This is a genomic window from Enterococcus moraviensis ATCC BAA-383 (assembly GCF_000407445.1).
In the GTDB taxonomy this organism is placed as follows: domain Bacteria; phylum Bacillota; class Bacilli; order Lactobacillales; family Enterococcaceae; genus Enterococcus_L; species Enterococcus_L moraviensis.
On sequence record NZ_ASWB01000001.1, the window covers coordinates 483,047 to 508,425 of the forward strand.

The following is a 25,379-nucleotide window of genomic DNA, read 5'->3' on the forward strand; positions in this document are numbered from 1 at the left end:
ATAGGAAAATAGGAAAAATTGAGTGTGGCGGTTGTCAGACACATTCCATTTTTATCTTTTTCCCGAAAGATTAGCCCGTGAAACTAGATAACATAAAAGCGTAGTCCACTCATTTTTGTTATTAAAAAAGTAGAAAACAAAAAGTCCCTATGCCTCTAAGAGACATAGGGACGAATAATCGCGGTTCCACCCTACTTCCGATATCAACTATCGGCAGCTTCGTTTAAGCATACTCAAAAGCGCCTTTCAAAAGGTTGCATGTATCTGGCTCACACTTTCCCAGACTCGCTATAACAGCAGTACTTTTTACTCTTCTTTTTCAACGTATTTATTCAATTCCTCTTTATGATAATCTTAGTTTGATAAGAAGTCAAATGTTTTTTATGTTTCAAAAAGCTTTTGAAAAAAATGAGCTTTCCTTTCAAATATCATCGACCACTCTTGATAGATAGTTGTTTCTTCTAACTGACGTTTAACAATCTTTCCATTCGTAAATTCATAGATTCTAGCGTTTGGAAAAAACAATAAGATAGGAGAATGTGTTGCAATCACAAACTGAGAATTAGATTTAATCAAGTCTTGCATTAGAATCATAAACTGCAATTGAGTACTAAGAGATAAGCCTGTCTCTGGTTCATCCAATAAATAAAATCCATTTCCGAAAAAGCGTGAGGATGCCAGTTCAAAAAATGATTCCCCTCTTGAGTAAGTATGTAATTCCCTTTCAAACACACCCATTCCATGATCGATATGCTCAATTTCTGTCATTAGGTTATAGTAAGATTCTGCTCGATAAAAATAACTGTCTTTAGGATATTCAGGATATTTGATTGGGTAACATGCTTCAATTAATGCCAACTGTTCTTCATAGGAAACAAAAAAATTATTTTTTGAACCACCTTCAAGATTCAAATCCATTAACCCAGCAATCGTCTCAATGATAGTAGATTTTCCAGAACCATTTTCACCAATCAAATACGTAACTGGCGCATCAAAAATGAGTTGATCTATATCAGATAAAATAGATAAATTAAACGGAAACGCAGTGTCATTTCTTGATTTATCGTACCCTATGCCTTTAAGATATAGTTTTGTCATCCTCTTCACCTTTTTTCTCCCGCTTAGGCAACTTCAAGGTATCTTCCCAACTTTTCATCTGATCGATAAATTTTTTGCTTTTTAAATTGATGCCAACATATTCATCATACAGTTCATCAATTGTTTTCCTAATAGCTGTTTTTGTCTCTGTCTTAACATTAATATCTTGAACTTTGTCATATGAAATAGCAGAAAAAAGTCGAATAAAATGGACAGCTCTAGGATCTGCATGATACCGATGTTCATCCAGGTGCCAATGACGTTCACACAGCACTCCACTATATTTTGAAGAATAATCAAATTTCCCACGTGTTTCTTGACACACACTGCAATGTCTCCATTCAGGTGTGATACCAAAACGACTCAGTAATTGAATCTCAAAAATATTCGTAATGATTTCTGCATCCTTATTCTCGTTCAATAATGCCAATGCTTGCTGGACGAAGTGGTACAAGTTAGGGTCATATGTTCGATCTTCAATTGCTGCATCTACTAAATTCAAAATATACGTTGCATATGCATTTATAAAAATATCCTCTTGAATAACTCTTAGAGGAAATATTTCTTTGCTTCCGTTCAAAAATGACAATCCATCTTCTCTAAAATCACCGATATATACGGCTTCTGTAAAAGGCAAAATTGCAGGACCAATTGGATTGTTTTTACGATGGGCTCCTTTGACAAAAAACATCAATTTACCAAAAGATTCTGTAAATATCTTGACCAGTTTATCTTTTTCTTTATAATCTTTGGTAAATAAAATAATCCCTTTTGTTTCTCCTAAGGTCATGTTTTCGCCTCCCTTATATTCTAGTCTATTTTAGCAGAACTAGAAGTAAAAGAACAATCCCGTTTAGACACAGAATTGCTCCTTAGCTACTTATTAATAATCGTCTTTACGATAACCAAAATCTTGTAAATGAACTTTTTTATCGCGCCAGTCTTTTTGGACTTTTACCCAAAGTTCTAAGTATACTTTATCATCTAATAGATGTTCGATATCTTGTCTTGCTTTCGTACCGATTTGTTTCAGCATCTTTCCGCCTTTGCCAATGATGATCCCTTTTTGACTGTCACGTTCAACGATAATTGTCGCTTGTATACGTACTTTATCATTTTCGTCACGTTTCATCGAATCAACTACAACTGCAACAGAATGAGGAATCTCATCTCGTGTGAGCAATAAGACTTTTTCGCGTACTAATTCAGAAACAATAAAATACTCAGGGTGATCTGTTACTTGATCATCCGGGAAATATTGTGGTCCTTCTGGCATTTGATCCACTAAAACATCCATCAAACGATCCACATTATTGCCTTCAGTTGCCGAAATCGGGACAACTTCAGCAAATTCCATTTGACTTGCGTAATCTTCTATAATCCCTAAAAGTTGATCAGGATGAACTGTATCAATTTTATTGATCACAAGGTAAACAGGGCTGCTCATTGTTTTCAAGCGTTCAATGATAAAATCATCACCCTTGCCTCTTTTTTGGTCAGCGCTGATCATAAATAATGTTGCATCCACTTCACGTAACGCACTATAAGCCGTTTCAACCATAAAATCCCCTAAGCGATGTTTTGGTTTATGAATACCTGGAGTATCAATAAATACGATTTGCGCTTCTGGAACTGTATAAATCCCTTGAATTTTATTTCTTGTTGTTTGTGCCTTATCACTCATAATAGCAATTTTTTGTCCGACAATTCGATTCAACAAAGTAGATTTCCCAACATTAGGTCTTCCTACAATTGCGACAAATCCGGATTTATGTGTTTCTGTCATTGTTTCTCTCCTCTATAAAAAGTCTTGTATTAGTTGCCATATTTTAGGAACAAACAATAGTACTCCAACAACTACAGCAAAAAATGTTGTCAAAAGAACTGCCCCAGCAGCCATATCTTTGATTTTTTTTCCAATCGGATGAAAATGAAAATCTGTTACCATATCGACCACGTTTTCAAAAACAGTGTTGATGATTTCCATAACCAACACAAGAAAAATTACCAAAAGCAGCCATAACCACTCTGTAATTGCTAAGCGAAAAATAAACCCCATAATAATCGCAAGCACACCCATAAAAATATGCGTTCGCATATTCCGCTCTTCTCTAAACACCGTTTTGATTCCTTGAACAGCGAACTCTAGTGATGCAATAAAATGTTTATTTTTCTCCGTCTGTTTATCTTTTAAGTCCATAGGCATCTAAAATCTCTTTCTGTAAACCAAACATTTCTTTCTCATCATCAGGTTCCATGTGATCATAACCATTTAAATGTAAAAAACCATGTACAGCCAAAAAGCCTAATTCACGTTCAAAAGAATGTCCATACTCTGACGCTTGTTCTGAAGCTCGCTCAGTAGATATCATAATATCGCCAAGGTTTCTTGGAAAAGCTGAATCTTCCTCTTCGAAAATGATTGGTAGTTCATCTTCTCCTTCTTCCTCCAAAGCAAAACTAATAACATCTGTTGGGGCATCTTTGCCGCGATAATCTCTATTTATCACTTGAATACCTGCATTATCCATAAATGTCACGGACATTTCAGTATCTTCAGTTATTTTCAGAAAATCCGCTGCGAATTGCAGCAGATTTTCTACTTCTTCTAAATTGTCTTTTGATAAATTATCTGTTTCATCAATGAATGAAATATCCATTAGTCATCTCTCTTTTCTTGTTCATCTTTCATTTTTTCCGCTTCTGATTTCATTTTAGGATACTTAATTCTTGAGTGGAATGTACTGCATAGACCGTTAACTAGTGATTTTTCAACCATTCGAATCTCTTTCATCGTTAAGCCACAGTCATCCAATTGTCCATCAGAAATTCGGTCTTGAATCACATTATGAACAAATGCGTTGATTTTTTCATTTGTAGGGTGATCCATCGCACGTACAGCCGCTTCACAAGTATCCGCAATACTTACGATTCCAGCTTCTCTTGTTTGAGGTTTTGGTCCAGGATATCTGAAATCTTCTTCCGCAATCTCTGGATTTCGTTCTTTCGCCTTAACATAGAAAAATTTCATCAATGTCGTTCCATGATGTTGACGGCAAATATCAATAACCATTTCAGGCATATGATAGTCTTCTAATATTTTGGCGCCATCAATAACATGTCCAAAAATGATTTGCTTACTATCTTCTGGTAATAAAAAGTTATGCGGATTTTCTGCTCCAGCTGGCAAGTTTTCAACAAAAAAGTTTGCATGTTTGATTTTCCCAATATCATGATAATAACACGCCACTCGTGTTAACAGTGAACGGCCACCAATTTCAGCTACCGCATTTGCACTAAGACTCGCTACCATCATACTGTGATGATAAGTGCCTGGCGCTTCCTCAAGTAGTTGTTTCAATAATGGATGATTTGGATTACTCAGTTCATTTAACACGATTACGCTATCATCTGTTACCAATAATTCAATGTACGGATGAAGTCCCATAGTCGCAAGAAAAGACAAGACCGCTCCTGCAAATGCACAGATCATCATCGTCCAAGACTTACTATCAAAAAAGCTCATTCCTTGGTAAACCATTAATACAAAATCTAAGCCAACAGGAAAGATGATTACCCAAAAAACAGCAACCAATCCTTGTTCCGCTATCCGTGTTCGTTTTACAACGGTTGCTAATAATCCTGAAAACATATAACTAACTAATATAATCGTTAACGAGTTGGTTCCGATAGAATTATAGAAAACAAACAGTGAAAAAATCACTTGGAAAACCGCCGCCAAAACACCGGCTCTGCGACTTACAAAATAATTTAATACTAGTGGTGTAAACGCCGCTGGGAAGAACAAAGAAATATACAACATTTGTTCTGTTTGGAAAATTTGGAAGAACTTCATCAAAAGAACACTTAAAGACATTGCCCCTACATAAAACAAAATAAAATGTCTTCGTCTGCCTTCTTCTGTCACTTGCTTAGTAAAGAATATCAGTACTAAAACTTGTAACAGAATGGCCAACCCTAAAGCAGCCATTGGAAACAGCGATGTACTTTGATTTGTCATACCTAATAGTTCCAATTTTTCCATTGCTTTGCTGTCGATCTGAGTCCCTTCACGAACGATGATCTCACCTTGATAAATCATTGCTGGCGGAACTGCATCCATAGCATTTTGACGCATTTCTTTCGTTTTTTTGTCATTTGCAAAATCATTTGCTACGATACCTTCGTTTACAATATAACGAATTTCTTGTTGCATCGTACTAGTGACATCAAGGAACTGAATCTTTTCGATCGCACTTTGACGAATACTTTCTAGATCCGCTTCACGAACGTGATCTTTCATTTTTTCATCTACGATTTTTAAACTTTCAGTTTTTACTTGTTGTATCTGTGTTGCATCTAGAGAAAATATATTTTGATAAAAGACGTTTGGGAATTTTTGATAAAAAGTGACTTCATCTTGGTCCAACGATTCAAATTGAGATTTTAAATTGGCTACTCTTTCTTCTATTGTTGGCTTTGGAATCGTCTCATCTTTTTTAGCCTTTGCTTTCTTTTCAGCATACTCTTTATCTGTTTTTTCGTTTGCTGTAACGATCATCTTGAACAATTTTTCAATTCGTTTGTGTTGAACATCAGCCGTATCCTCCTGATAAATATATTCTGGAGTGACTGCTTCAGCAGCTAACTTTTTCTTTTGTTCAGTTTCATACGTATTTTCAACGTTTTTATTCGCTCGAATCGTATTTTCAGCTAGTTGCCCTTCTTTTATCTCAACTCTTTTTTGATGGACACTTCCAAACATGATGATGAACAAAAAACATGAAAAAACGAGAAGAAGTATTGGTATATAAGCTTTCCCAAGCTTATCACGTAATTTTAGTAACGAGTATTTCAACGGAATTTTCACTCCTTTCCGCAGGTTGAACTTATTTTTGGTTTTCTTTTTCGTATGCTCGAATAATCTGAGCAACAACTGGGTGTCTCACAACATCTCCAGCATCAAAGTGAACGAAAGCAATTTTTTCGATGGATTGTAGTGTCTTTTCTGCATGGATCAAACCGCTTGTTACACCTTTAGGTAAATCGATTTGGCTTGTATCGCCATTTACGATCATTCTAGAATTGAACCCTAATCTAGTTAAAAACATTTTCATTTGAGCAACTGTTGTATTTTGTGCTTCGTCTAAAATAACAAACGCATCATCCAAGGTACGCCCTCTCATGTAAGCAAGTGGTGCAATTTCAATCACGCCACGTTCCATTAAACGATTGGTATGATCCATACCAAAAATTTGGTACAACGCATCGTAAACAGGACGTAAGTATGGATCCACTTTTTCTTTTAAATCCCCAGGCAAAAAACCAAGACTTTCTCCTGCTTCAACTGCTGGACGAGTCAAAATGATTTTTTGTACTTCTCCTTTTTTCAAAGCTGAAACAGCCATAACAACAGCTAAAAAAGTTTTCCCCGTTCCTGCAGGACCAATTCCAAAAATAATATCCCGTTTTCTTACAGCGTCGATATATCTTTTTTGGCCAACATTCTTGATTCTGATTGCTCTGCCATGGTGATCTTTAAGAATCTCTTCCTCATACATCGTAACGAATGTATCCAAATCACCACTTTTGGCCATCTTTAAAGCCGAAACAACATCAGGTGTACTGACTTTGATTCCTCGTTGAATCAACACTTGTAAGGTGCGTAAAACAGAAGCCACCAATTGTACTTCTGATTCTTCTCCTAGTAACTGAATCGTCTCACCTCTAGTATTGATTGTTACAGCAGTATTTTCTTCTAAATATTTTATATGTTTGTCATGGGTTCCTAAAAGCATACTTGCATCATCGGAATCATTTAACTTCAATTCCAACGATATTGACTCATTTTCTGTCAAAAAACGCCCATCTCCTTTATTTTTTCATTCCCTACAATCATACCATATTATTAATTTATTAAAAAGAGAGGGGATCAAAACTAAAAGTCAACTTATCTTATTCTCAGAAACAAGATACTTGATTTTATTCCGTTCTGATTTCCTTTATTAGTCAAAAAAAAACCAACAGAAATCTGTTGGTTTTTTTTTGACTAATTCTCTTGTAGTAATTCTTTTACAATTGCATTGACCTGATTACCGTCTGCTTTCCCTTTGACTTCTGGCATTACAGCACTCATCACTTTACCAAATTCCTTTGGTGAAGTCGCTCCGGTCTGATCAATTGCCGTTTGAACAATCTGACGAATTTCTTCTTCTGAAAGTTGTCTTGGCATATATTTTTCAACAATTGCGATTTCGATTTTTACTTTGTCAGCAAGATCGTCACGTCCCGCTTTTTCAAACTCTGATAAAGAGTCTTTTCTTTGTTTCATCTCACGAGATAAAACTGTTAACTCTTCTTCTCCGTCCAAATCACGGCCAGCTTTAATCTGCTCATTTTGAATGGCTGCTTTCAACATACGAAGTACAGATAAAGTATCTTTATCTTTTGACTTCATTGCTGATTTAATGTCGTCATTCAATGTTGTTAGTAATGACATACAACCAACTCCAATTCATCGAAAACTAGAATTTTTTACGTTTTCTAGCTGCTTCAGATTTTTTCTTACGCTTTACACTTGGTTTTTCGTAGAATTCACGTTTACGAGATTCTTGTAAAGTACCCGCTTTTGAAACGGAACGTTTGAAGCGACGAAGAGCATCGTCAAGAGATTCGTTTTTACGAACGACAGTTTTTGACATGTTAATTCCCTCCCTCCGAGCTTAAAAAGTAAACGTTTTTTATATTTATGAATTATTAAACATAAATAAAATACCGTTCTTTTTACATTATATCGAATGCACATTTTAACGTCAACCTTTGTATTGAAAAAATGCATAAAAAAGTTCCAAAATGAGTAAAGTTTTACACGCCTATGCAATATTCATGTTTTTTTCTGAAAAAAAGGATCATTTGCACTCTTCACATCGCCCAAAAATTTCAAAACGATGGCCTTCTATTTCACATCCACTTAATTGTTCTTTAAAAAAATCCATTGGACACATATGAATCTCTTTTGTTTTACCACAAACTGTACAAATGAAATGATGATGATGCCCTACTTCTTGACAACAGTGAAAACGAAATTTTTTTTCGCCATTCAAATCTGTCGTCTCTAAAAGATCTAGTGTTTCAAAATCATGCAAATTTCGATAAATTGTGTCATAACTGACTCCTTTATATTCTTTATTCATAAATTCATAAACTTCTTTAGCCGAAATATAACGATTTCTTCTAATTAGATAGGTAATCATCGCTTCTCGTTTTTTCGTATATTTCAAGCCACTTTCTTTCATTACTGCAAGTGATTGCTCAACTTTTGAATTAGATTGTACCATTTAGTAACCCTCCACCCTTTTTAAATCAAAATGATTACGAATAAGATTCATGAAGGTATGGTATAATAAATTTATAAAAAAAGCAAGAGAGGTATCCTATTATGACAACAAACGAACCAAAAAAATGCGTGACCATCTTTGTTATTTCAGATTCAGCTGGCGAAACAGCTTCAAAATTAGCAGCAGCTTCAATGGCTCAATATCCTACCGTCGACTTTTCGTTGTTTAGACGAACCTTTGCTAAAGAAGAAGATAAGCTAAGAAAAGCACTTGAAGATGCAAAGCGAGAAGATGCTATGGTTTTACATACGATTGTTAACGACCGCTTAGTAAAAATCGCCAATGATTTCTTTGAAGAAAACAATTTGTATCACTTTGATATATTAACGCCTCCTGTCGCAGAAATTGAACGATTGACTGGTATCGCACCCACTAGAGAAGCTGGCGCACTGCATCACTTGAACGAGAATTACTTTAAACGAATCGAAGCAATGGAATTTGCTGTTAAATACGATGACGGTAAAGACCCTAGAGGCTTCTTAGAAGCAGACGTTCTTTTATTAGGGGTTTCAAGAACATCAAAAACCCCGCTTAGTCTATTTTTAGCAAATAAAAATTTAAAAGTAGCAAATTTACCCTTAATTCCGGAAGCTCATTTACCAAAACAATTATGGGAAACCAATCCTAAAAAAATCGTCGGTTTAACCAATGATCCTGATATTTTAAACGGTATTCGCAAAGAACGGATGAGAACTTATGGTTTGCCTGCTGATACATCCTATTCCGATATTGAAAAAATCAGAAAAGAATTAGCTTTTGCCAATGACTTATATAAAAAACTAGGTTGTGTCGTTATAAATGTGGCTTCCTTATCTATTGAAGAAACAGCCTCAATGATCTTAAACGCCTTAAATTTAGAAGACCATAGCTATTATGCAACAGAATCCCCTGAAGCATAAGTATTAAAAAAAAAGATAAGCGCAATGAGGTAAACTATCACCTCATTGCGCTTATCTTTTTAAAATACCTGAATTCCCTCTTGATCGATAGATAAGACATTGATTGTTGCTGAGTAGGGTAATTTCCCTAGTTTTTCAACCATTTGATCCGTTTTCTCTTCAGGAGAAATAACTAAAACTGTTGGTCCTGCCCCACTTAAATAGGCTCCATAAGCGCCAATCTCTCGACTTATTGTTCGAATTTGATCCAAATGCGGCACTAATTTTTTACGATATGCTTCGTGCCATCGATCTTTTTCCATCATCAAACCAGCTAATGGCAAGTTTCCATTTAATATTGCTGCGATCATCACATTTGCAATTGAACTCGCTTGAACAGCTTCTTTGTATGAAATTGAATTTGGAAGGACACTACGACTTTCAGAAGTCAATAAGTGGACATCAGGAATATACGCAATCACATCACACATTGGAAAATGATGTTTCACAGAATGAACTTCACCTTCAACATAGCTTGCAACTACAAAATCACCGCAGATAGCAGGTGCTACATTGTCTGGATGCCCCTCTATTTTAGTCGCTATTTCTACTTTCTCTTTTTGAGATAAATTCAAATTTCCTAAACGATTAGCAAGTTCGATTCCTCCTACAATGACACTGGAACTACTACCTAACCCTCTAGCTAAAGGTATATCAGAAGTCATTTTCAAAAGTTGCGGTGTAAGATTTGGTGCTAATTTTAATGCTGTTTGTATTAAGAGATTCGTTTCATCACTTGGAATATCCGATCCTAAAGAATGGATGATTTTCCATTGGTCAGTACTTTCTACCACTTCAATATTCAAATATTGCGACAATGCGATACCACACGAATCGAAACCCGGACCTAAGTTAGCACTGGTTGCGGGAATTCTAATTTTCATAGTTCTGACACTCCATTACGTAAATGCATACGCATTTCTTCTAAATCACTCATTTTTGAAATTTTCACATCCGTTGCGTTAATTGCTGTATCTGGATCTTTTAGGCCATTTCCGGTGAATACTGCCACAACAGTTTCGCCAGGTTTAATTTTACCATTTTTTACGTGTTGAATAACACCAGCTAAAGAGGCTGCAGATCCTGGTTCAACAAATACGCCATCTTGTGCTGCTACTTTACGATATGCATTTAGAATCTCTTCGTCTGTCACTGAATCGATATGCCCTTTTGATTCATCACGAGCTGCTTCAGCTAATTTCCAACTTGCTGGATTACCAATGCGAATCGCTGTAGCAATTGTTTCTGGTTGTTCGATTACTTCACCTTTTACAATAGCTGCTGCGCCCTCGGCTTCAAATCCATGCATTCTTGGTAAAAGGGTTCCTTTTTTGTCATGCCATTCTTTAAAACCTTTCCAATATGCAGAAATATTCCCTGCATTTCCAACTGGAATCGCTAAAACATCAGGTGCTTGTCCTAATTGCTCACAAACTTCAAAAGCTGCTGTCTTTTGTCCCTCTAATCGATATGGATTGACAGAATTCACTAAAGCGACTGCTTCTGTTTTGGCAATATCACGAACAGCTTTTAGCGCTTCATCAAAATTACCAGGAATCGAGATGATATCTGCCCCATAAATGATTGCTTGTGCAAGCTTACCCATTGCGATTTTACCATCTGGAATGACAACATATGCTTTTACACCTGCTCTTGTAGCATATGCGGCAGCTGCTGCACTTGTATTTCCAGTCGATGCACATACGATTGCTTTCGCCCCTTCTTCAACAGCTTTTGCAACAGCCATGACCATTCCACGGTCTTTAAATGAACCAGTCGGATTCAGTCCTTCGTATTTACCATATAAATTGATCCCTAATTCTTTTGACAAACTATGCAATGGAATCAGCGGTGTATTGCCTTCTGCTAGAGAAATCATTGGTGTTTTATCTGTGATTGGCAGATATTCTTTATATTGTTTTAATAGTCCTTCGTACATTAGATTAGTCCTCCAATACTTTAAATGTATTTAATAAATCGAATTCATCTGTTAATTCGATTTCCTTAATCACTTGTTTCATTTGTTCTTTTGTAATGGTATGCGTAATCGCAACGATCCTCGCTCTGGTTCCGTCCGATTTTTGCTGAACCAATTGGTCAAAACTAACATTGGCTTCAGTCATTATTTTCGTTAACTGTAGTATTTGTCCATGACGGTCAGGAACCTCTATTGAAAAATAATACTTGCCAGAAATTGCTTCATCTGCTGCTAATTTTGTATCATGTTGATAGGCGTTGAACATGTGTCCTGTAGTGCCTAATCGAATATTCTTAGCAATCGTAATAATATCACTTACCACACTGGTTGCAGTTGGTTTTGCCCCAGCCCCAGGTCCATAATACATTGACTCACCAACACCTGAGCTTTCGATAAAGACAGCATTGAATTCATTGCGAACAGAAGCGATTGGATGAGACTTAGCTACTAACATAGGACCAACTTCAACAGCGATACTTCCTTCTTGATTTTCAGAAGAACCGATCAATTTCACTTCATATCCTAATTGAGCAGCCATTTCAACATCATCTAGAGATAATCCCCGAATCCCACGCGTATCCACTTGATCTAATCTAATATTCATTCCAAAAGCAAATTGACTTAAAATGACCATTTTATACGCTGCATCAATACCATCTACATCATTGGTAGGATCAGATTCAGCAAAGCCTAATTCTTGCGCTTCTTGTAGTGCTTGTTCATAGGACTTCTTCTCAGAAACCATTTGTGTCAACATATAATTTGTTGTTCCATTTACAATTCCTAATACCTTTTGGATATTGTCAGCAGCTAAACTATTTGCAATCGTCCTTAAAATAGGGATACCACCAGCTACACTTGCTTCGTAATACAAATCACAGTGATTTTTTTGAGCCAATGCTACCAGTTCACTGCCATGTTGTGCTAAAAGATCTTTATTTGCAGTTACAATATGTTTGCCATTTTCTAGCGCTTTGGTAATGAAGGTTTTTGCAGGTTCTACTTTTCCAATTAATTCTACAATAATCTTGATCTCATCATCATTGATAATATCCTCAATGTCTGTGGTGAGTTGAATATCAAATTGCTCAGCCAGACGTCTTTTTTCGTCTTCATCGCGTACTAAAGCTTTTGAGATGGCAATCTCCATCCCCGTTACTTGAGAGATTTTCTCTTGATGTTCTTGTAAAATTGTCGGTACACCAGATCCGACTGTTCCCAGTCCAAGTAGACCAATTTTCAGTTTTTCCTTCATTCTTCTTCCTCCAACTATAAAATTAGAAACATTTCATTTTTCTCTAATAAAACATGTTTCTAGTATAACGAACTGACGTAAAAAAAACTACCCTTTTCTTTGATTTTCCCAAGGGAATCCAAGAAAAGGTGAGTTATTGGTGTTTGATATGTTCAAATGTTTGGTTAAGAATATCAATAACATGGTGATCATCCAACGTATAATAGATTGTTTTGCCTTCACGTCTTGATCTTACGACATGTGTATCTCGTAATAGTTTTAATTGATGGGAAACGGCCGATTGTTCCATTTTAAGCTGTTCACCAATCGCTGTTACGTTTAATTCTCCTTGTTTTAGTAACAGCAAAATACGTAACCTTGTTGGATCACTCAACACTTTGTATAACTGACTAACTTTTTGGATTTCATCTATTTCTTTCATCGCTGAGCTTCCTTTCCTATTTTCCTCTTGCTTATTATAGCAAACTTTTTTCAAAAGAGGATAAATTTTTTCTTCTATAAAATAATAAAAAACAAATAGGGAACCTTAACGCCCTACTTGTTTTTTTAGCTTAGCTATTTTTAACTATTCGCTTGCTTAACAGCATCGATCACAGCATATCTGAATCCGTTTTTTTCGAGTGCGGTCACGCCTTTTATCGTACTACCACCAGGTGAAGTTACACCGTCTTTTAATTCCCCTGGATGTTTTTTTGTTTCAAGGGCTAATTGAGCTGACCCCAGCATCATTTGAGCAATAATTTCGTATGAAAGTGTACGAGGTAAGCCTTCTGAAACTGCACCGTCTGCTAAAGCTTCCATAAATATATCAACAAATGCTGGACTACATCCTGCAACTGTTCCAAATGTACCTAAGAGATTTTCATTAACCTCTTCGACTTTTCCTAAAGATTCTAATACTCGCATTGCCTCATTTTTTGTCTCTTTTGGCATATCACTGGCAAAAGCTGCTCCAATCATACCAGCATTTACACTAACTGGTGTATTGGGAATAGCATGAACAACGTGGATTTCATCACCTAAAACAGTTTGCGCTTCTTTCACAGTATGTCCTGTTGCCACCGAAATTAAAATCGTGTCCTTTTCCATACTCGGAGCTGCTTGTTTTAAAATGTCTAAAACGATTTTGGCTCCTGTTGCAATAAAAATCACTTGGCATTTTTTTAATGGCTCGTAGTCGTTGATCAATTGAAAACCTAGTTTTTCTTGAAGTGCTTCGGCGGTGCCACTTGAACCACCTTTTACGAATAAGTTTTCCGGCGCTACTATTTTAGCTTTTAATAGTCCTTCAATCATTGCACTGCCCATATGACCAGCTCCAATAAATCCGATATTCATCTCTACCACTCCTTATAATTTTACAAAAGAAAGGACTGAAATAAACTTAATATCCAGTTTTTCCAGTCCAAATCATTTTATTTTGTTAGTGCATTGACTGCTTCTTCAAAGTTTTTTATTTTTTGATCTGCTTCTGTTTGCGAAGCAGCTTTAGTTGCCAAATAGAATTTGATTTTAGGCTCCGTTCCGGATGGACGAATCGCAATCCAGCTGCCATCTTCCAAGAAGTATTTTAACACATCTGATGGTGGTGTTGTTAATACTTCTACTTTCCCATCAGCAAAAGTTCTTGTTAACTCTTTAAAATCTTCTGTCTGTGCTACGTTGATTGCAGCGAATGAAGTGGGTGCTTCTTCACGGAATTTTTTCATCAACGTTTTGATTTTTTCACTACCTTCTATACCACTTAAAGTGACAGATATAGTTTTTTCTTCAAAATAACCGTATTCTTTGAAAATATCTTGTAACCCATCGTATAACGTTTTTCCTTGTTTTTTGTAGAATGCGGCAACTTCCGCTAATAAAACAAGTGCTTGGATTGCATCTTTATCACGAACAAATGATTTTACCAAATAACCATAACTTTCTTCAAAACCAAACATAAAGGTTTGAGAATCGTCTTCTTCATATTGTTCAATTTTTTCTGCAATGAATTTAAAGCCTGTTAAGACATCTACCATTTTTGTATTATATTTTGCGGTAATTGCCGTTGCTAATTCGCTAGAAACAATTGATTTTAGTACAACTGCATTTTCTGGTAATGTCCCTGCTTGTTTGTGTGCTTCTAAAATATATTGAATCATGATCGAGCCTAATTGATTACCAGTTAAGACTTGATACGTACCATTTGGTAAGCGTACAGCTGCACCTAAACGATCTGCATCAGGATCTGTTGCAATCAATAAATCAGCATCCTCTTTTTCCCCTAAACGAATGGCATATTCAAACGCAGAATGTTCTTCAGGGTTCGGAGATTTGACTGTTGTAAAATCAGGATCAGCAATTGCTTGTTCTGGAACTAAGACAAATTTTTCAAACCCAGCCTGTTTTAAAGCCTTCTCTCCTAGCATTTTCCCTGTACCATGTAAAGGTGTATAAACAAGTTTTAATTCTTTGCCCATTTCGTTGATCAACTCTTGGTTGATCGTAACAGTCTTTACTTCTTTCAAGTATGCTGCATCAACTTCTTCTCCAATGATTGAAATCAACGCATTATCTTTAGCCTCTTCATCTGTTAAAACCTCAACTTTTAGAGGATTCTCAACTTCACGAACATATCTTGTGACCGCATCAGCATCGGCAGGAGGCATTTGTCCACCATCTGCTCCATATACTTTGTAGCCATTATAGGCCGCAGGATTGTGTGACGCTGTGATCATGATACCTGAAAATGCATTCAAGTGGCGAACAGCAAATGACAATTCTGGTGTTGGACGCAAGCTTTCAAAGACAAATGCTGGAATGCCATGCTTCGCTAATGTTTTTGCGGCTTCCATAGCAAACTCTGGTGACATATGACGTGAGTCGTAAGCAATTGCAACTCCGCGACGTTTCGCTTCAATCCCCTCTGCATCTATAAATCGAGCTAATCCTTCTGTTGCTTGACGAATCGTAAAAATATTCATACGATTGATCCCAGCACCTAAAATACCACGCATACCTGCTGTACCAAATTCTAAAGGCGCATAAAAAGCATCCTCACATTTTTCTGAATTTTCTTTTAACTCGTTCAGTTCTTTTTTCAGATTTTCTGGTATAGTTTCTTCTTTCATCCACTGTTCATATACTTGTTCCCAAGACATGTTAGCACCTCATTTATCTTTTGTTTTCTTATCCTCATGTAAGTATATCATTCTAGGGCATTTGTGGAAAGTAATGCCTAAACTTAATCTACTTCAATAACCCTTGTAACTGTAAAAGTCTATCTGTAATCATTTGCGGTTCTGCTGCAAAATAATCAGCAAATTTTTGACTCCAACGTTTTGATTCTCTTGCTTCACCAAACGCTTCCATCGTCTGATCATATTGCTCAATCAGCGTGTAGGAATAGGGCTGGTATTTATTGTAATGAACCACAGTATTTTCAGGTAAACGAGGTTTAACCTTCATTTCAACGATAGGTTTACCAATTGTTAAGCCAAATAAGGGAAAAGTCTTGTCAGGCAATTCCAGTAATTGGCTGATCTCTTTTCCATATTTGCGGATGCTTCCCACAACAACTGAACCTAATCCTAGGCTTTCAACAGCAATTACAGCATTTTCAAGAGCCAATGCTGCATCTGTTGTAGCCAAAATAATAGGTTCAATACTTTCGTCGATTGGATAAGCACTCTCATAGGCTTCACTTACCATTTTTGTGCGATTCAGATCTCCAACAAATAGTAAAAAAAGCGAACTTTTCAATATTTGAGGATTCCCTGGATTCCATTCAACAAATTGTTCGCGAATTTTTTTATCTTCTATTGCAATAATGCTATAAAATTGCCCATTCATCCAACTTGGTGCTTGACGGGCAGCATCTAAAATTGCTTGTCGTTCTTCTTTTGATAGCGCGTGATTTTCGTCAAAATCACGATAGCTACGTCTGTTTTGTAATAGTTCAATTGTTTGATTCATTTGAATCGCCTCCATTTCCTCCTATTTTATCATAAAGTTGGAAAATCCAATGCAATTTTTTTCGTAACTGTTCGCAATTTTTCTTTAAATAAGGGGAGTTTCGTTTCATCTACTCGTGTAAAATTGATTCTTATGCTGTCTTGATTTTCACTGAAAAAAAATCCTGGTGCAATGAGTAATTCTTCGTGTAAAAACACTGCCCAATCTTTTTGCCGTAATTTTCCTTGCTTCCATTTTGCCCAAATATAAAATCCGCCTTGTGGCATGCTTACTTCCCACTCATCCATTTCGTTTAGTGTATCAAATACTGCTTTGCTACGTTGTTCAATATTAGTATTTAAATCAGATATTTTTCTTGAAAATTCTCTATCTGTCAAAGCTAAATTTGCTAACAATTGTGGAAAAATACTCAAAGAAAAATCCATCATTTTCCTCGCTTCTGCTAATTGCTGGATTACAGAAGTCGGTGCACTCAACCACCCGATCTTTGTGGTTGAGCCAAGAATTTTTGATAGTGACCCGATGTATAATACATTTTCCGGATCTAATTTTTTTAAGGGCTGTATTTGATCTGAAGAAACAAAATTTAGTTTGGCAAAAACATCATCTTCTAAGATTGGTATTTGATAATTTTGACATAACGTAATCAGCGCTTTTCTCCGATTCATTGACATTGTTTTTCCAGTTGGATTTTGAAAGGATGGATTGACCATAACCATTTTAACGCGATGTTGAAGAATCATTTTTTCAAGAGAATTCAAATCGATTCCTTCTTGATCCATTTCAACACCGTACAACCGGATGCCTGCTGCCTGAAATATCGGAAGTGCATATAAGAATGAGGGATCTTCTATAGCAACACTATCACCAGATTGTAACAGGACTTGTAAAATTAAAAACAATGCTTGCTGTGCACCTGATGTAATCAGTAAACTTTCTGCTGGAAGCGAAAACCCATACTCTTTTTCAGTTTCACGACTAATCGATTGTCTTAACGGCAGATATCCTAGATCATCTTGCTGTTCTTCTTCTAAAAAGTGTTTCCAAGTTAACGGAGGAAATGAGAAGCTAGGGATTAAATCAAGTGGCAGTTCCCCTGTATATAAATCTAAACGATTGGTACTAGGTTGTTTGAGTAACAGTTCGATTTGCTCTGTATAAGGATCGACTTTAGCAAAAGCATTTTGTTCTAAATAACGACGCCAATCCGTTCTTGGTGTTGTACTGATGCCCCACTTTCCCTCATTAACAATCGTTCCGCTTCCTTGTTTTCTAACGATCCAGCCTAATGCTACTAGTTCATCTAATGCATGGACAACGGTCGATCGATTAACTTGAAAGTATGTTGCTAATTTCCTTTCTGAAGGTAAACGTTCTCCTGGAAGCAAGTCTCCTTTTTTTATATAAGATAAAATCAATTCAATAATACTCACATATACTGGAACGCCTTTTTCCTTTTTTAGTGACCACATTGTTTTCCCTCCAATTTATAGTTTGTTTCTTTTTTGCTGATTCATAAAATTACTATGCGTTTTGCTCAAGAAACAACGTTTCTGCTTCGTGATTCATACAAACGAGCAACTCTCCCCTTGGCCGGCTTGTACTGCTCATCGTCGGATCTCTTCGTTCTCCGTGATTCATACAAATGAGCAACTCTCCCTTTGGTCGTCTTGTACTGCTCATCGTCGGATCTCTTCGTTCTCCGTGATTCATACAAATGAGCAACTCTCCCTTTGGTCGTCTTGTACTGCTCATCGTCGGATCTCTTCGTTCTCCGTGATTCATACAAATGAGCAACTCTCCCTTTGGTCGTCTTGTACTGCTCATCATCGGATCTCTTCGTTCTCCGTGATTCGCAGCAATTGGATGACCTGAAAATAACCCAATTGGCTGTTTTTGTCAACTGATGTTTGTTTTACAATACGTATATTAAAATATTTTTGGAATAGAGGTTGGACAATGATCAAAAAGATAGTAACTGTTGCTGGTTCGGATTCAAGTGGTGGTGCGGGGATTCAAGCAGATTTAAAAACGTTTGAAGAATATGGAACATTTGGTTTTTCAGCTTTGACTAGTATTGTGACAATGGACCCAGATGAGGGATGGAGTCATTTGGTTACACCAATCGAACCTGATTTGGTTGAGAGACAACTTAAAACTATTTTTGCAGGTGGCGCGCTTGACGCGATGAAAACAGGGATGTTGGGTACGATTGAGGCTATTGAAATCACAAGAACCTATATTGATAAATTTAACATGGATAATATTGTGATTGATCCTGTAATGGCCTGCAAAGGTACTAGCGAATTACTCCAACCTGAAAATGTGGCTGCAATGACTCGTTTGCTTTTGCCTAAAGCAACTGTGACTACACCTAACTTAGTAGAAGCGGGGATTTTGTCTGGTCTCGGCGACCTCACTTCTATCGATCAAATGAAAGAAGCCGCTAAAAAAATTCTTGATTTAGGACCAAAGAATGTCGTGATCAAAGGCGGTCATCGTTTGAAAACAGATAAAGCAATCGATTTATTTTATGACGGAACTGATTTTACTCTTTTTGAAAATGAATTATTTGCAACTGATTACAACCACGGGGCTGGCTGTACATTTGCTGCAGCTGTGACAGCTGGTCTTGCAAAAGGGTATTCAGTCGTTGATGCCGTAGCTTTAGCCAAAGATTTTGTGGCGGCAGCTATTGAACATGGTCAAAAAATCAATCCGTTTCTTGGTCATGTGTGGCACGGTGCCTATAATCATGCTGAAAATCGAATGACTAACAAATAAGGAGTGATCGAATGAAAAAACAAAGTTCAACAACTTCTATTGTATTAGTCGGTTTATTTGCAGCGTTGACTGTTTTAGGTACAATGATCAAAATTCCTATGCCGACTGGTGCTTTTGCTCATTTAGGGAATTCTGTATTATTGTTAGCTGTTTTATTGATTGGCTATAAAAGAGGCGCTTTAGCTGGTGGCTTGGGTTTTGCGATTTTTGATATTTTGAATGGATTTGCTGCTGAAGCTCCGTACTTTATTTTGGAAAGCTTTATTGTTGGTGGTGCTGCTGCCTTGATGATTTTCTTTTTCCATCAAAACATTGATTCTATTTGGAAAATCATCGTTGTAGCATCCGTAACAGGTATTGCTAAAGTCATGATGACACAACTAAAAAATACGGTGATGGGTCTCTTAGCAGGTGCAGATTTTACTATTGCTTTTACAAGTGCATTATCTAAATTACCTGCTACATTTATCAATGTAGCGACTACTATCATCATCGTAACACTTGCGTACTTTCCATTAAAAAAAGCAATGGACATTATTTTTACAAGGCAATCATTTTAATTTTTTACAAAACAAACTCCGCTTACCTTGGATACTTTCCAAAATAAGCGGAGTATTTTTATTCGTTTTTACTGAAGATACTTTCTAGTACCCAAAAAGTAATACCAGCTACTGGGAAAATCGTCCAATTACTGCCCCAATTTCCTAAAATAAACCCTTGTATTAAAAAAATTGCGACAATGATGGGCCAATAAATTTTTTCTAATGTTTGAAACCAGACAGGTCTTTTGCTGTTACGCTCTGCTTTAGCACGTGGTCCTAATTCTCCTTCATCCGATACAAAATAAGTTTGCTCAAGCATTTTTGTAAAGCTCCCCATAATAACTCCACCAAAAATGAAGAAGAAGATTCCAAAGGCTGCAAAAACTAATAAACAAGCAATGCCGAAAAATTCAGCTCCATATATTGTTGTGAAAAAGACAAGTGGGATAATGGCTAAAATACAGAATACAACGCCAGCAACCATACAAAAAATAAATGAACGTTGAAATGCTTCTTTTCTTTTTTTGGTTTCATTTTTTATTTGAACTGGAATAAATCGATCATCTAACTTTTTACCTTTATTCGCTATGCTAGTACCTGCAACAATAAACAAAGGTACTCCCACTGCTGCTCCTAAGAAAATAAACAAAATGCCAAATCCTTCTGCAATTCCTTTACCATATAATTCCATACTTACAAAAAGTGCTGCTACCCCCAATAGGATAACCATCACACCAAGTCCTATCAATGTGGCTGCTTTATGATAAACTTTAAAAAAATCAATCGATTCGTCCATCGTAATTTCATTTAATTCATACCCTTTTTCATCAATGAATTCTTGTTTTATATTCATTTCTTCTAGTAGTTCATCGATTGAACCAAACTCCGAAATAACACTGCCAATTGCTTCATTTTCTGATTTCCCTTGACCTTTTAAATCTTCATAACGGTCTTCGGCACTAGCCAATAAATCTTCTTTTAATTGTTTGGTTTGACTCGTTTCTGTTATCCCTAAAAATAAGCTATCGATGTATTCTTTGATGGTTTTCATTGTTTTTCCTCCTTGATAAAACGTTCAACGACTTTTTTTGTAAGTAGCCACTCTTCTATTTTTTCTTCTAAATATGCTTGCCCGGACGATGTGATTTTATAATAGGTTCTTTTTTTCCCATGTGTTATTTGTCCAGGAAAAGATTCGATAAAGCCATTTTTTTCTAAACGGTTAAATGCTGAATACAATGTCGTTTCCTTAATTGAATAGTTGTTTTCGGAAATTTCTGTAATTCTTTTGGAAATTGCGTACCCGTATGAATCACCCTCCAACAAGACGGATAAGATAAATGTATCATTATAGCCTCTGATTGCATCACTGCCGATCATTGAATCACCTCCGATTACTCTATCTAACGTACTACGTCTGTCGTTGTAATTATCATATCACGATTACTACGACAGGTAAAGTAAAAATAATCAAAATAAAAAAGAAACGTTAAAAACGCTCCTTTTTTATTTTGATTAGATTGTATCACCATTAAAAATAGAATTTTTAACAATTACATAATCTACTTTACGGATAGCTTCAAGATCACGTCCGCCAGCGTATGAGATTGACGATTGTAAGTCTTGTTGCATTTCAGTCAGCGTATCCGCTAAACTGCCTTTATGTTGAATCCAAATTTTCTTGCCTTCAACATTTTTCTTTTCACCTTTTTGAAATTCAGATGCACTTCCAAAATATTCTTTATAAACAACACCATTTTCCACTTTTGTTTCACCTGGTGATTCTTCATGCCCTGCAAATAATGAACCGATCATGACCATCGTTGCACCGAAACGAACGGATTTTGCAACATCTCCCGGTGTACGAATCCCGCCATCTGCGATAATTGGTTTTCTTGCAGCTTTAGCACACCAACGTAGTGCAGCTAACTGCCAGCCACCCGTTCCAAAACCTGTTTTGATTTTCGTAATACAAACTTTCCCTGGACCGATTCCAACTTTTGTTGCATCAGCTCCCGCATTCTCCAATTCACGTACAGCTTCAGGTGTTCCTACATTACCAGCAATGACGAACGTATCTGGTAAATGTTTTTTCAGATGTTGAATCATGTTGATCACTGCATTGGAATGCCCATGGGCAATATCGATCGTTACATAGTCAGGAACTAAATTCCGTTTCGCTAATTCTTCTACAAAACCATATTCAGCTTCTTTTACACCCACACTTATAGATGTGATCAAGCCTTTATCATTCATTTTTTCAATAAATGGAATTCGAGCATTTTCATCAAAACGATGCATAATATAAAAATAATTATTTTTTGCTAAAAATTCTGCAATTTCTTCATCAATAATTGTCTGCATATTGGCAGGTACCACTGGCATCTTAAAGGTATGCTTACCTAATTTCACAACTGTATCACACTCAGAACGACTGTTCACGATACACTTATTGGGAATTAACTGGACATCTTCGTAATCAAAAACTTTCATACTGTATTGCCTCCTAGTAAGTTCTAAATAGAAACACGCAAAAACACGAACAATCAAATAAGAATAGTTCGTATTTTAGAACGCCTATGCTAATTTACACCATACAACTATAAATGTCAAAGGTAAATGACGAAAAATGCATATCAAAAATAGTCATTGTTCGTGTTTTAGTTTAATGTTTCACTTTTACTCTTAGTTATACCGTTTTTATCTCATTATGTTCGCTTAATTTTTCATTAGGCAATATTCTATTTAAAAGAATGGCTGCAATCGACGCTGTTGCAACAGATGAGCTAAATAGATATTGTAAAAATTGCGGTAGTGTTTGAATAAATTCTTTAGGAAGCAATGTCAGTGCTAACGTTAAAATCATGGGAATCGCAATAACATACATTTCTTTTTCACTAATATCTACTTCTTTGATCACTTTTATCCCGCTAATTGAAATAATTCCACAGACAATTACAAAAACTCCACCAATAACAGGTGATGGAATGGAAGAAATCAAGGTAGATAATTTACCCGACAACCCGAAAACAACAAACCATGCACCAGCTGCCACAAAGACTTTTTTACTTGCAACGCCAGTAATCGAAATGATGCCCGCATTTGTTGAATACCCCGTAACAGGAGTTGTTCCCAACAATGAAGAAACAAGACAACCGATTCCTTCACCAATGACACCTCTATTGATATTTTCATCTGTCAAAGGTTCTTCGCACACATTACTTACCGCAAACCATGTTCCAGTCGTTTCAGCCATTAAAACAACATAAATAATCGCCATCGTTAAAATAGATGATAAATCAAATGAAAAGTGAAAATCCACAAATGGAACTTGGGGAACACTGATCAATGATGCTTTTCCAACTTGAGATAAATCAAGAATCCCCATAAATTGCGCAGCCACGCTTCCGATAATCAACGCTAAAATAACAGAAGACACTCTAAAAATCCGACCTTTCCCAGGGAAACGAGAACCAATCATTGCAAATAAAACAAGTGTTGCTGCAGCAATCACTGCTAATAAAATATTTTGTCCCAAATCCCCAGAAGCATTAAATACATTGTCATTCAATGCAACTGGCATTAAAGATAAACCGACAATAAAGATGATCGTTCCCCCAACGATTGGTGGAACAAATGCTTTGATCAAACGATTAAAGATACCAGTGACACCCAAAATAATAACTAAAATCGCCCCAATTAGACTGGCGCCTAACACAGTTCCCCAACCATTTCCATTTTGACTATTCGCAAAGTAAATACCGGCCACAGCCCCAATCGGGATAAATGATGGACCTTGTGCGACTGGTAATTTCATACAAAAATAAGATTGAATGATCGTTGCAATCCCAGCTGCTATAAATGTTGATTGAATCAATGCTGATGACTCTTTTGTTGTCAAACCAATAATTGAAGCAATAATAAATGGCACAACATAAACATCCATTGCTAAAACATGTTGAATCCCTAAAAGAGCCGATTGTCCAATGGATAAATCATCATTTGGTCCTACTGTTAATTTTGATTTTTTGACTTGGCTTGTTGTCATTTTATTTTTGCCCCTCTAATCTTGTCTTATTTTTATCATGAACTTTTCTGCCTTGAACCCAAACTTCCTCAATGTTTTCTGGACGTGATAAGTACAAGATTTTTTGGAAAATATCCATTAAAGGTTCATCATCAGAAAAAATCGGTAACTCTTTACTATCGAGAATTTGAACATCCCAAGCATAATCAACAGCTAATTTACCAATAGGAAGACTCAAAGAATCCCCTCCACCTGCTGTCGCTAAATAAAAAGCTTCGTTTAAGGTGATACTTGAACCCGAGACACCACGTTTTTCACTACAGCAATCTTTATCAACGCCATCTTCCAACATTCTAGAAGACATGACCGCTTGTCGGATATTATCAAATAGACTTGGAGAAAAGCCACCTGAAATATCACTTCCTAAACCAGTTTCAATCTGATAGTCATGTAATAACTTCGCAATCGGTGTAACGGCGTTCCCAAAATACGCATTAGAGATTGGACAATGGGCAACAGCCGTTCCTTTTTCAGCAAACAGCGCCATATCATCATCAGAAAGGAACCCGCAATGCGCCATCACCGCTTTTTCTGTAAGTAAACCAAAATCATTTAGGGCAAATGCATCATTTTTCCCAAACCGTTCTTGTACAAAAGAATGAGCCCAGTCGCTTTCGCTACAGTGAGATTGAACATGAACATCGTACTTTTCAGCCAATTCGCCCAACCCTTTTAAAGCATCATCTGTACAGCTAGGGATAAAACGTGGTGTTACAACTGGATAGACACCTTGAGGGGTTTGCTTGTTTAATTCTTGTACTTCTTGAATAAACAATTCAGTGTCCTCAAGTGCCAAAGCAGTTGTCTCATCACGATAGTAGTCAGGGTTTTGTTCAAGATCATCCATCACGACTTTCCCCACTAATCCTCGTTGCCCTTGTTCACTGCATATTTCTGCCAAACGTAAACTAGATTCACGATGAACAGTAGCAAAATAGAGAGCTGTTGTCGTGCCATTTTTTATTAAATTAGAAACTAGATTGGCATAAACCGTCTCAGCAAATTGGACATCTGCAAATTTTGCTTCTAGCGGAAATGTATAGGTATTGAGCCATTCATATAGTGGTAAGTCTAACGCTGTACCTGCTTGTGCCCATTGAGGTGCGTGAATATGAAGATCGATGAACCCTGGTAAAATATATTGTCCTTTTGTTAATTCCTGAAATTTATTTATATTCGAATACTCTTGGATAATTGATTCGTATTCCGTTTCACCTGGTGCTATCATTTTACTGATGCTACCTTTTTCTGAAATACAAAATAGATAATTTTCATAAACGTTTACCTTTTTTGGATCAACACTTGAAAATGCTGTCCCTTTTACAACAAATTTATACAAAACACTT

At 36.4% G+C, this 25,379-nt stretch carries 27 protein-coding genes and 1 other annotated feature; of the genes, 3 read left to right on the forward strand and 24 right to left on the reverse strand.

Features of this window, described 5'->3' with window-relative positions:
- Nucleotides 1-163 precede the first annotated feature (163 nt).
- Nucleotides 164-332: a binding site (T-box leader), on the reverse strand.
- Between the two features lie 49 nt (nt 333-381).
- The 10 genes from I586_RS02270 to I586_RS02315 form a co-directional block, all read right to left on the reverse strand.
- Nucleotides 382-1,098: an AAA family ATPase gene (locus I586_RS02270; RefSeq protein WP_034701393.1), complete on the reverse strand. Its 717-nt coding sequence runs from the start codon at nt 1,096-1,098 to the stop codon at nt 382-384.
- Nucleotides 1,079-1,888 carry a DNA repair protein RecO gene (gene recO, locus I586_RS02275; RefSeq protein ID WP_010764790.1) on the reverse strand — a complete coding sequence of 270 codons (810 nt, stop codon included), beginning with the start codon at nt 1,886-1,888 and terminating at the stop codon, nt 1,079-1,081. The genes I586_RS02270 and recO overlap by 20 nt, the downstream gene beginning before the upstream one ends.
- A 93-nt stretch (nt 1,889-1,981) precedes the next feature.
- Nucleotides 1,982-2,884, reverse strand: coding sequence for a GTPase Era (gene era, locus I586_RS02280; RefSeq protein WP_010764789.1), 903 nt, complete (start codon nt 2,882-2,884; stop codon nt 1,982-1,984).
- 12 nt (nt 2,885-2,896) lie between these two features.
- Complete coding sequence (locus I586_RS02285; protein ID WP_174270372.1) at nt 2,897-3,298, reverse strand: diacylglycerol kinase family protein; 402 nt, start codon at nt 3,296-3,298, stop codon at nt 2,897-2,899.
- Nucleotides 3,282-3,758 (reverse strand): rRNA maturation RNase YbeY, encoded by a 477-nt coding sequence (gene ybeY, locus I586_RS02290; RefSeq protein WP_010764787.1) that lies wholly within the window; start codon nt 3,756-3,758, stop codon nt 3,282-3,284. Before ybeY ends, I586_RS02285 begins: the two co-directional genes overlap by 17 nt.
- Nucleotides 3,758-5,956 (reverse strand): HD family phosphohydrolase, encoded by a 2,199-nt coding sequence (locus I586_RS02295; RefSeq protein ID WP_010764786.1) that lies wholly within the window; start codon nt 5,954-5,956, stop codon nt 3,758-3,760. Before I586_RS02295 ends, ybeY begins: the two co-directional genes overlap by 1 nt.
- A gap of 31 nt (nt 5,957-5,987) precedes the next feature.
- Nucleotides 5,988-6,956: a PhoH family protein gene (locus I586_RS02300; protein ID WP_010764785.1), complete on the reverse strand. Its 969-nt coding sequence runs from the start codon at nt 6,954-6,956 to the stop codon at nt 5,988-5,990.
- 191 nt (nt 6,957-7,147) lie between these two features.
- A complete protein-coding gene (locus I586_RS02305) occupies nt 7,148-7,597 on the reverse strand; it encodes a GatB/YqeY domain-containing protein (protein ID WP_010764784.1) in 450 nt (149 codons plus the stop codon).
- Between the two features lie 25 nt (nt 7,598-7,622).
- Nucleotides 7,623-7,799 carry a 30S ribosomal protein S21 gene (gene rpsU / locus I586_RS02310; protein WP_002356740.1) on the reverse strand — a complete coding sequence of 59 codons (177 nt, stop codon included), beginning with the start codon at nt 7,797-7,799 and terminating at the stop codon, nt 7,623-7,625.
- A gap of 207 nt (nt 7,800-8,006) precedes the next feature.
- The gene (locus I586_RS02315) at nt 8,007-8,435 is read right to left on the reverse strand and encodes a Fur family transcriptional regulator (RefSeq protein ID WP_010764783.1); all 429 of its coding nucleotides are present in this window, start codon (nt 8,433-8,435) and stop codon (nt 8,007-8,009) included.
- 101 nt (nt 8,436-8,536) lie between these two features.
- Here I586_RS02315 and I586_RS02320 point away from each other — a divergent pair, with 101 nt between their 5' ends.
- Nucleotides 8,537-9,394: a pyruvate, water dikinase regulatory protein gene (locus I586_RS02320; RefSeq protein WP_010764782.1), complete on the forward strand. Its 858-nt coding sequence runs from the start codon at nt 8,537-8,539 to the stop codon at nt 9,392-9,394.
- A gap of 59 nt (nt 9,395-9,453) precedes the next feature.
- Here I586_RS02320 and thrB read toward each other — a convergent pair whose 3' ends face one another.
- The 9 genes from thrB to I586_RS02365 form a co-directional block, all read right to left on the reverse strand.
- Nucleotides 9,454-10,317 carry a homoserine kinase gene (gene thrB / locus I586_RS02325; RefSeq protein ID WP_010764781.1) on the reverse strand — a complete coding sequence of 288 codons (864 nt, stop codon included), beginning with the start codon at nt 10,315-10,317 and terminating at the stop codon, nt 9,454-9,456.
- On the reverse strand, nt 10,314-11,372 hold the full coding sequence (gene thrC, locus I586_RS02330; RefSeq protein WP_010764780.1) for a threonine synthase: 1,059 nt from the start codon (nt 11,370-11,372) through the stop codon (nt 10,314-10,316). Before thrC ends, thrB begins: the two co-directional genes overlap by 4 nt.
- A 4-nt stretch (nt 11,373-11,376) precedes the next feature.
- On the reverse strand, nt 11,377-12,666 hold the full coding sequence (locus tag I586_RS02335) for a homoserine dehydrogenase (protein ID WP_010764779.1): 1,290 nt from the start codon (nt 12,664-12,666) through the stop codon (nt 11,377-11,379).
- Nucleotides 12,667-12,799: 133 nt separating this feature from the next.
- Nucleotides 12,800-13,087: an ArsR/SmtB family transcription factor gene (locus I586_RS02340; protein ID WP_010764778.1), complete on the reverse strand. Its 288-nt coding sequence runs from the start codon at nt 13,085-13,087 to the stop codon at nt 12,800-12,802.
- A 140-nt stretch (nt 13,088-13,227) separates the two neighbouring features.
- Nucleotides 13,228-14,004 (reverse strand): pyrroline-5-carboxylate reductase, encoded by a 777-nt coding sequence (gene proC, locus I586_RS02345; RefSeq protein WP_010764777.1) that lies wholly within the window; start codon nt 14,002-14,004, stop codon nt 13,228-13,230.
- A gap of 77 nt (nt 14,005-14,081) precedes the next feature.
- The gene (locus tag I586_RS02350; protein WP_010764776.1) at nt 14,082-15,806 is read right to left on the reverse strand and encodes a phospho-sugar mutase; all 1,725 of its coding nucleotides are present in this window, start codon (nt 15,804-15,806) and stop codon (nt 14,082-14,084) included.
- A gap of 88 nt (nt 15,807-15,894) precedes the next feature.
- Nucleotides 15,895-16,620, reverse strand: coding sequence for a nitroreductase family protein (locus I586_RS02355; RefSeq protein WP_010764775.1), 726 nt, complete (start codon nt 16,618-16,620; stop codon nt 15,895-15,897).
- A gap of 29 nt (nt 16,621-16,649) precedes the next feature.
- Nucleotides 16,650-18,092 carry an aminotransferase-like domain-containing protein gene (locus tag I586_RS02360; RefSeq protein WP_010764774.1) on the reverse strand — a complete coding sequence of 481 codons (1,443 nt, stop codon included), beginning with the start codon at nt 18,090-18,092 and terminating at the stop codon, nt 16,650-16,652.
- 52 nt (nt 18,093-18,144) lie between these two features.
- Nucleotides 18,145-18,450, reverse strand: coding sequence for a hypothetical protein (locus tag I586_RS02365; RefSeq protein WP_162139052.1), 306 nt, complete (start codon nt 18,448-18,450; stop codon nt 18,145-18,147).
- Between the two features lie 129 nt (nt 18,451-18,579).
- Here I586_RS02365 and thiD point away from each other — a divergent pair, with 129 nt between their 5' ends.
- Together thiD and I586_RS02375 are read left to right on the forward strand one after the other, a co-directional pair.
- The gene (gene thiD / locus I586_RS02370; RefSeq protein ID WP_010764773.1) at nt 18,580-19,404 is read left to right on the forward strand and encodes a bifunctional hydroxymethylpyrimidine kinase/phosphomethylpyrimidine kinase; all 825 of its coding nucleotides are present in this window, start codon (nt 18,580-18,582) and stop codon (nt 19,402-19,404) included.
- Nucleotides 19,405-19,415: 11 nt separating this feature from the next.
- Nucleotides 19,416-19,964 carry an ECF transporter S component gene (locus tag I586_RS02375; RefSeq protein ID WP_010764772.1) on the forward strand — a complete coding sequence of 183 codons (549 nt, stop codon included), beginning with the start codon at nt 19,416-19,418 and terminating at the stop codon, nt 19,962-19,964.
- Between the two features lie 58 nt (nt 19,965-20,022).
- On the opposite strand, the gene I586_RS02380 is transcribed toward I586_RS02375, so the two are convergent.
- The 5 genes from I586_RS02380 to guaD all read right to left on the reverse strand — a co-directional run bounded on the left by I586_RS02380 (nt 20,023) and on the right by guaD (nt 25,372).
- A complete protein-coding gene (locus I586_RS02380) occupies nt 20,023-20,997 on the reverse strand; it encodes a permease prefix domain 1-containing protein (RefSeq protein WP_010764771.1) in 975 nt (324 codons plus the stop codon).
- The gene (locus I586_RS02385) at nt 20,994-21,326 is read right to left on the reverse strand and encodes a PadR family transcriptional regulator (RefSeq protein WP_010764770.1); all 333 of its coding nucleotides are present in this window, start codon (nt 21,324-21,326) and stop codon (nt 20,994-20,996) included. The genes I586_RS02380 and I586_RS02385 overlap by 4 nt, the downstream gene beginning before the upstream one ends.
- 135 nt (nt 21,327-21,461) lie before the next feature.
- Nucleotides 21,462-22,439, reverse strand: coding sequence for a GMP reductase (guaC, locus tag I586_RS02390; RefSeq protein WP_010764769.1), 978 nt, complete (start codon nt 22,437-22,439; stop codon nt 21,462-21,464).
- A 196-nt stretch (nt 22,440-22,635) separates the two neighbouring features.
- Entirely contained in the window at nt 22,636-23,994 is a 1,359-nt protein-coding gene (locus I586_RS02395; RefSeq protein WP_010764768.1) for a uracil-xanthine permease family protein, read from the reverse strand.
- 1 nt (nt 23,995) lies between these two features.
- The gene (guaD, locus tag I586_RS02400; RefSeq protein WP_010764767.1) at nt 23,996-25,372 is read right to left on the reverse strand and encodes a guanine deaminase; all 1,377 of its coding nucleotides are present in this window, start codon (nt 25,370-25,372) and stop codon (nt 23,996-23,998) included.
- Between the last annotated feature and the right edge of the window lie 7 nt (nt 25,373-25,379).

Excerpts from the sequence above, each read along its gene's own strand:
- I586_RS02270 (WP_034701393.1), bottom strand. The coding sequence starts at position 1,098 with ATGACAAAACTATATCTTAAAGGCATAGGGTACGATAAATCAAGAAAT.
- recO (WP_010764790.1), bottom strand. The coding sequence starts at position 1,888 with ATGACCTTAGGAGAAACAAAAGGGATTATTTTATTTACCAAAGATTAT.
- era (WP_010764789.1), bottom strand. The coding sequence starts at position 2,884 with ATGACAGAAACACATAAATCCGGATTTGTCGCAATTGTAGGAAGACCT.
- I586_RS02285 (WP_174270372.1), bottom strand. The coding sequence starts at position 3,298 with ATGGACTTAAAAGATAAACAGACGGAGAAAAATAAACATTTTATTGCA.
- ybeY (WP_010764787.1), bottom strand. The coding sequence starts at position 3,758 with ATGGATATTTCATTCATTGATGAAACAGATAATTTATCAAAAGACAAT.
- I586_RS02305 (WP_010764784.1), bottom strand. The coding sequence starts at position 7,597 with ATGTCATTACTAACAACATTGAATGACGACATTAAATCAGCAATGAAG.
- rpsU (WP_002356740.1), bottom strand. The coding sequence starts at position 7,799 with ATGTCAAAAACTGTCGTTCGTAAAAACGAATCTCTTGACGATGCTCTT.
- I586_RS02315 (WP_010764783.1), bottom strand. The coding sequence starts at position 8,435 with ATGGTACAATCTAATTCAAAAGTTGAGCAATCACTTGCAGTAATGAAA.
- I586_RS02320 (WP_010764782.1), top strand. The coding sequence starts at position 8,537 with ATGACAACAAACGAACCAAAAAAATGCGTGACCATCTTTGTTATTTCA.
- thrB (WP_010764781.1), bottom strand. The coding sequence starts at position 10,317 with ATGAAAATTAGAATTCCCGCAACCAGTGCTAACTTAGGTCCGGGTTTC.
- thrC (WP_010764780.1), bottom strand. The coding sequence starts at position 11,372 with ATGTACGAAGGACTATTAAAACAATATAAAGAATATCTGCCAATCACA.
- I586_RS02335 (WP_010764779.1), bottom strand. The coding sequence starts at position 12,666 with ATGAAGGAAAAACTGAAAATTGGTCTACTTGGACTGGGAACAGTCGGA.
- I586_RS02340 (WP_010764778.1), bottom strand. The coding sequence starts at position 13,087 with ATGAAAGAAATAGATGAAATCCAAAAAGTTAGTCAGTTATACAAAGTG.
- proC (WP_010764777.1), bottom strand. The coding sequence starts at position 14,004 with ATGAATATCGGATTTATTGGAGCTGGTCATATGGGCAGTGCAATGATT.
- I586_RS02350 (WP_010764776.1), bottom strand. The coding sequence starts at position 15,806 with ATGTCTTGGGAACAAGTATATGAACAGTGGATGAAAGAAGAAACTATA.
- I586_RS02355 (WP_010764775.1), bottom strand. The coding sequence starts at position 16,620 with ATGAATCAAACAATTGAACTATTACAAAACAGACGTAGCTATCGTGAT.
- I586_RS02360 (WP_010764774.1), bottom strand. The coding sequence starts at position 18,092 with ATGTGGTCACTAAAAAAGGAAAAAGGCGTTCCAGTATATGTGAGTATT.
- I586_RS02365 (WP_162139052.1), bottom strand. The coding sequence starts at position 18,450 with ATGATGAGCAGTACAAGACGACCAAAGGGAGAGTTGCTCATTTGTATG.
- thiD (WP_010764773.1), top strand. The coding sequence starts at position 18,580 with ATGATCAAAAAGATAGTAACTGTTGCTGGTTCGGATTCAAGTGGTGGT.
- I586_RS02375 (WP_010764772.1), top strand. The coding sequence starts at position 19,416 with ATGAAAAAACAAAGTTCAACAACTTCTATTGTATTAGTCGGTTTATTT.
- I586_RS02380 (WP_010764771.1), bottom strand. The coding sequence starts at position 20,997 with ATGAAAACCATCAAAGAATACATCGATAGCTTATTTTTAGGGATAACA.
- I586_RS02385 (WP_010764770.1), bottom strand. The coding sequence starts at position 21,326 with ATGATCGGCAGTGATGCAATCAGAGGCTATAATGATACATTTATCTTA.
- guaC (WP_010764769.1), bottom strand. The coding sequence starts at position 22,439 with ATGAAAGTTTTTGATTACGAAGATGTCCAGTTAATTCCCAATAAGTGT.
- I586_RS02395 (WP_010764768.1), bottom strand. The coding sequence starts at position 23,994 with ATGACAACAAGCCAAGTCAAAAAATCAAAATTAACAGTAGGACCAAAT.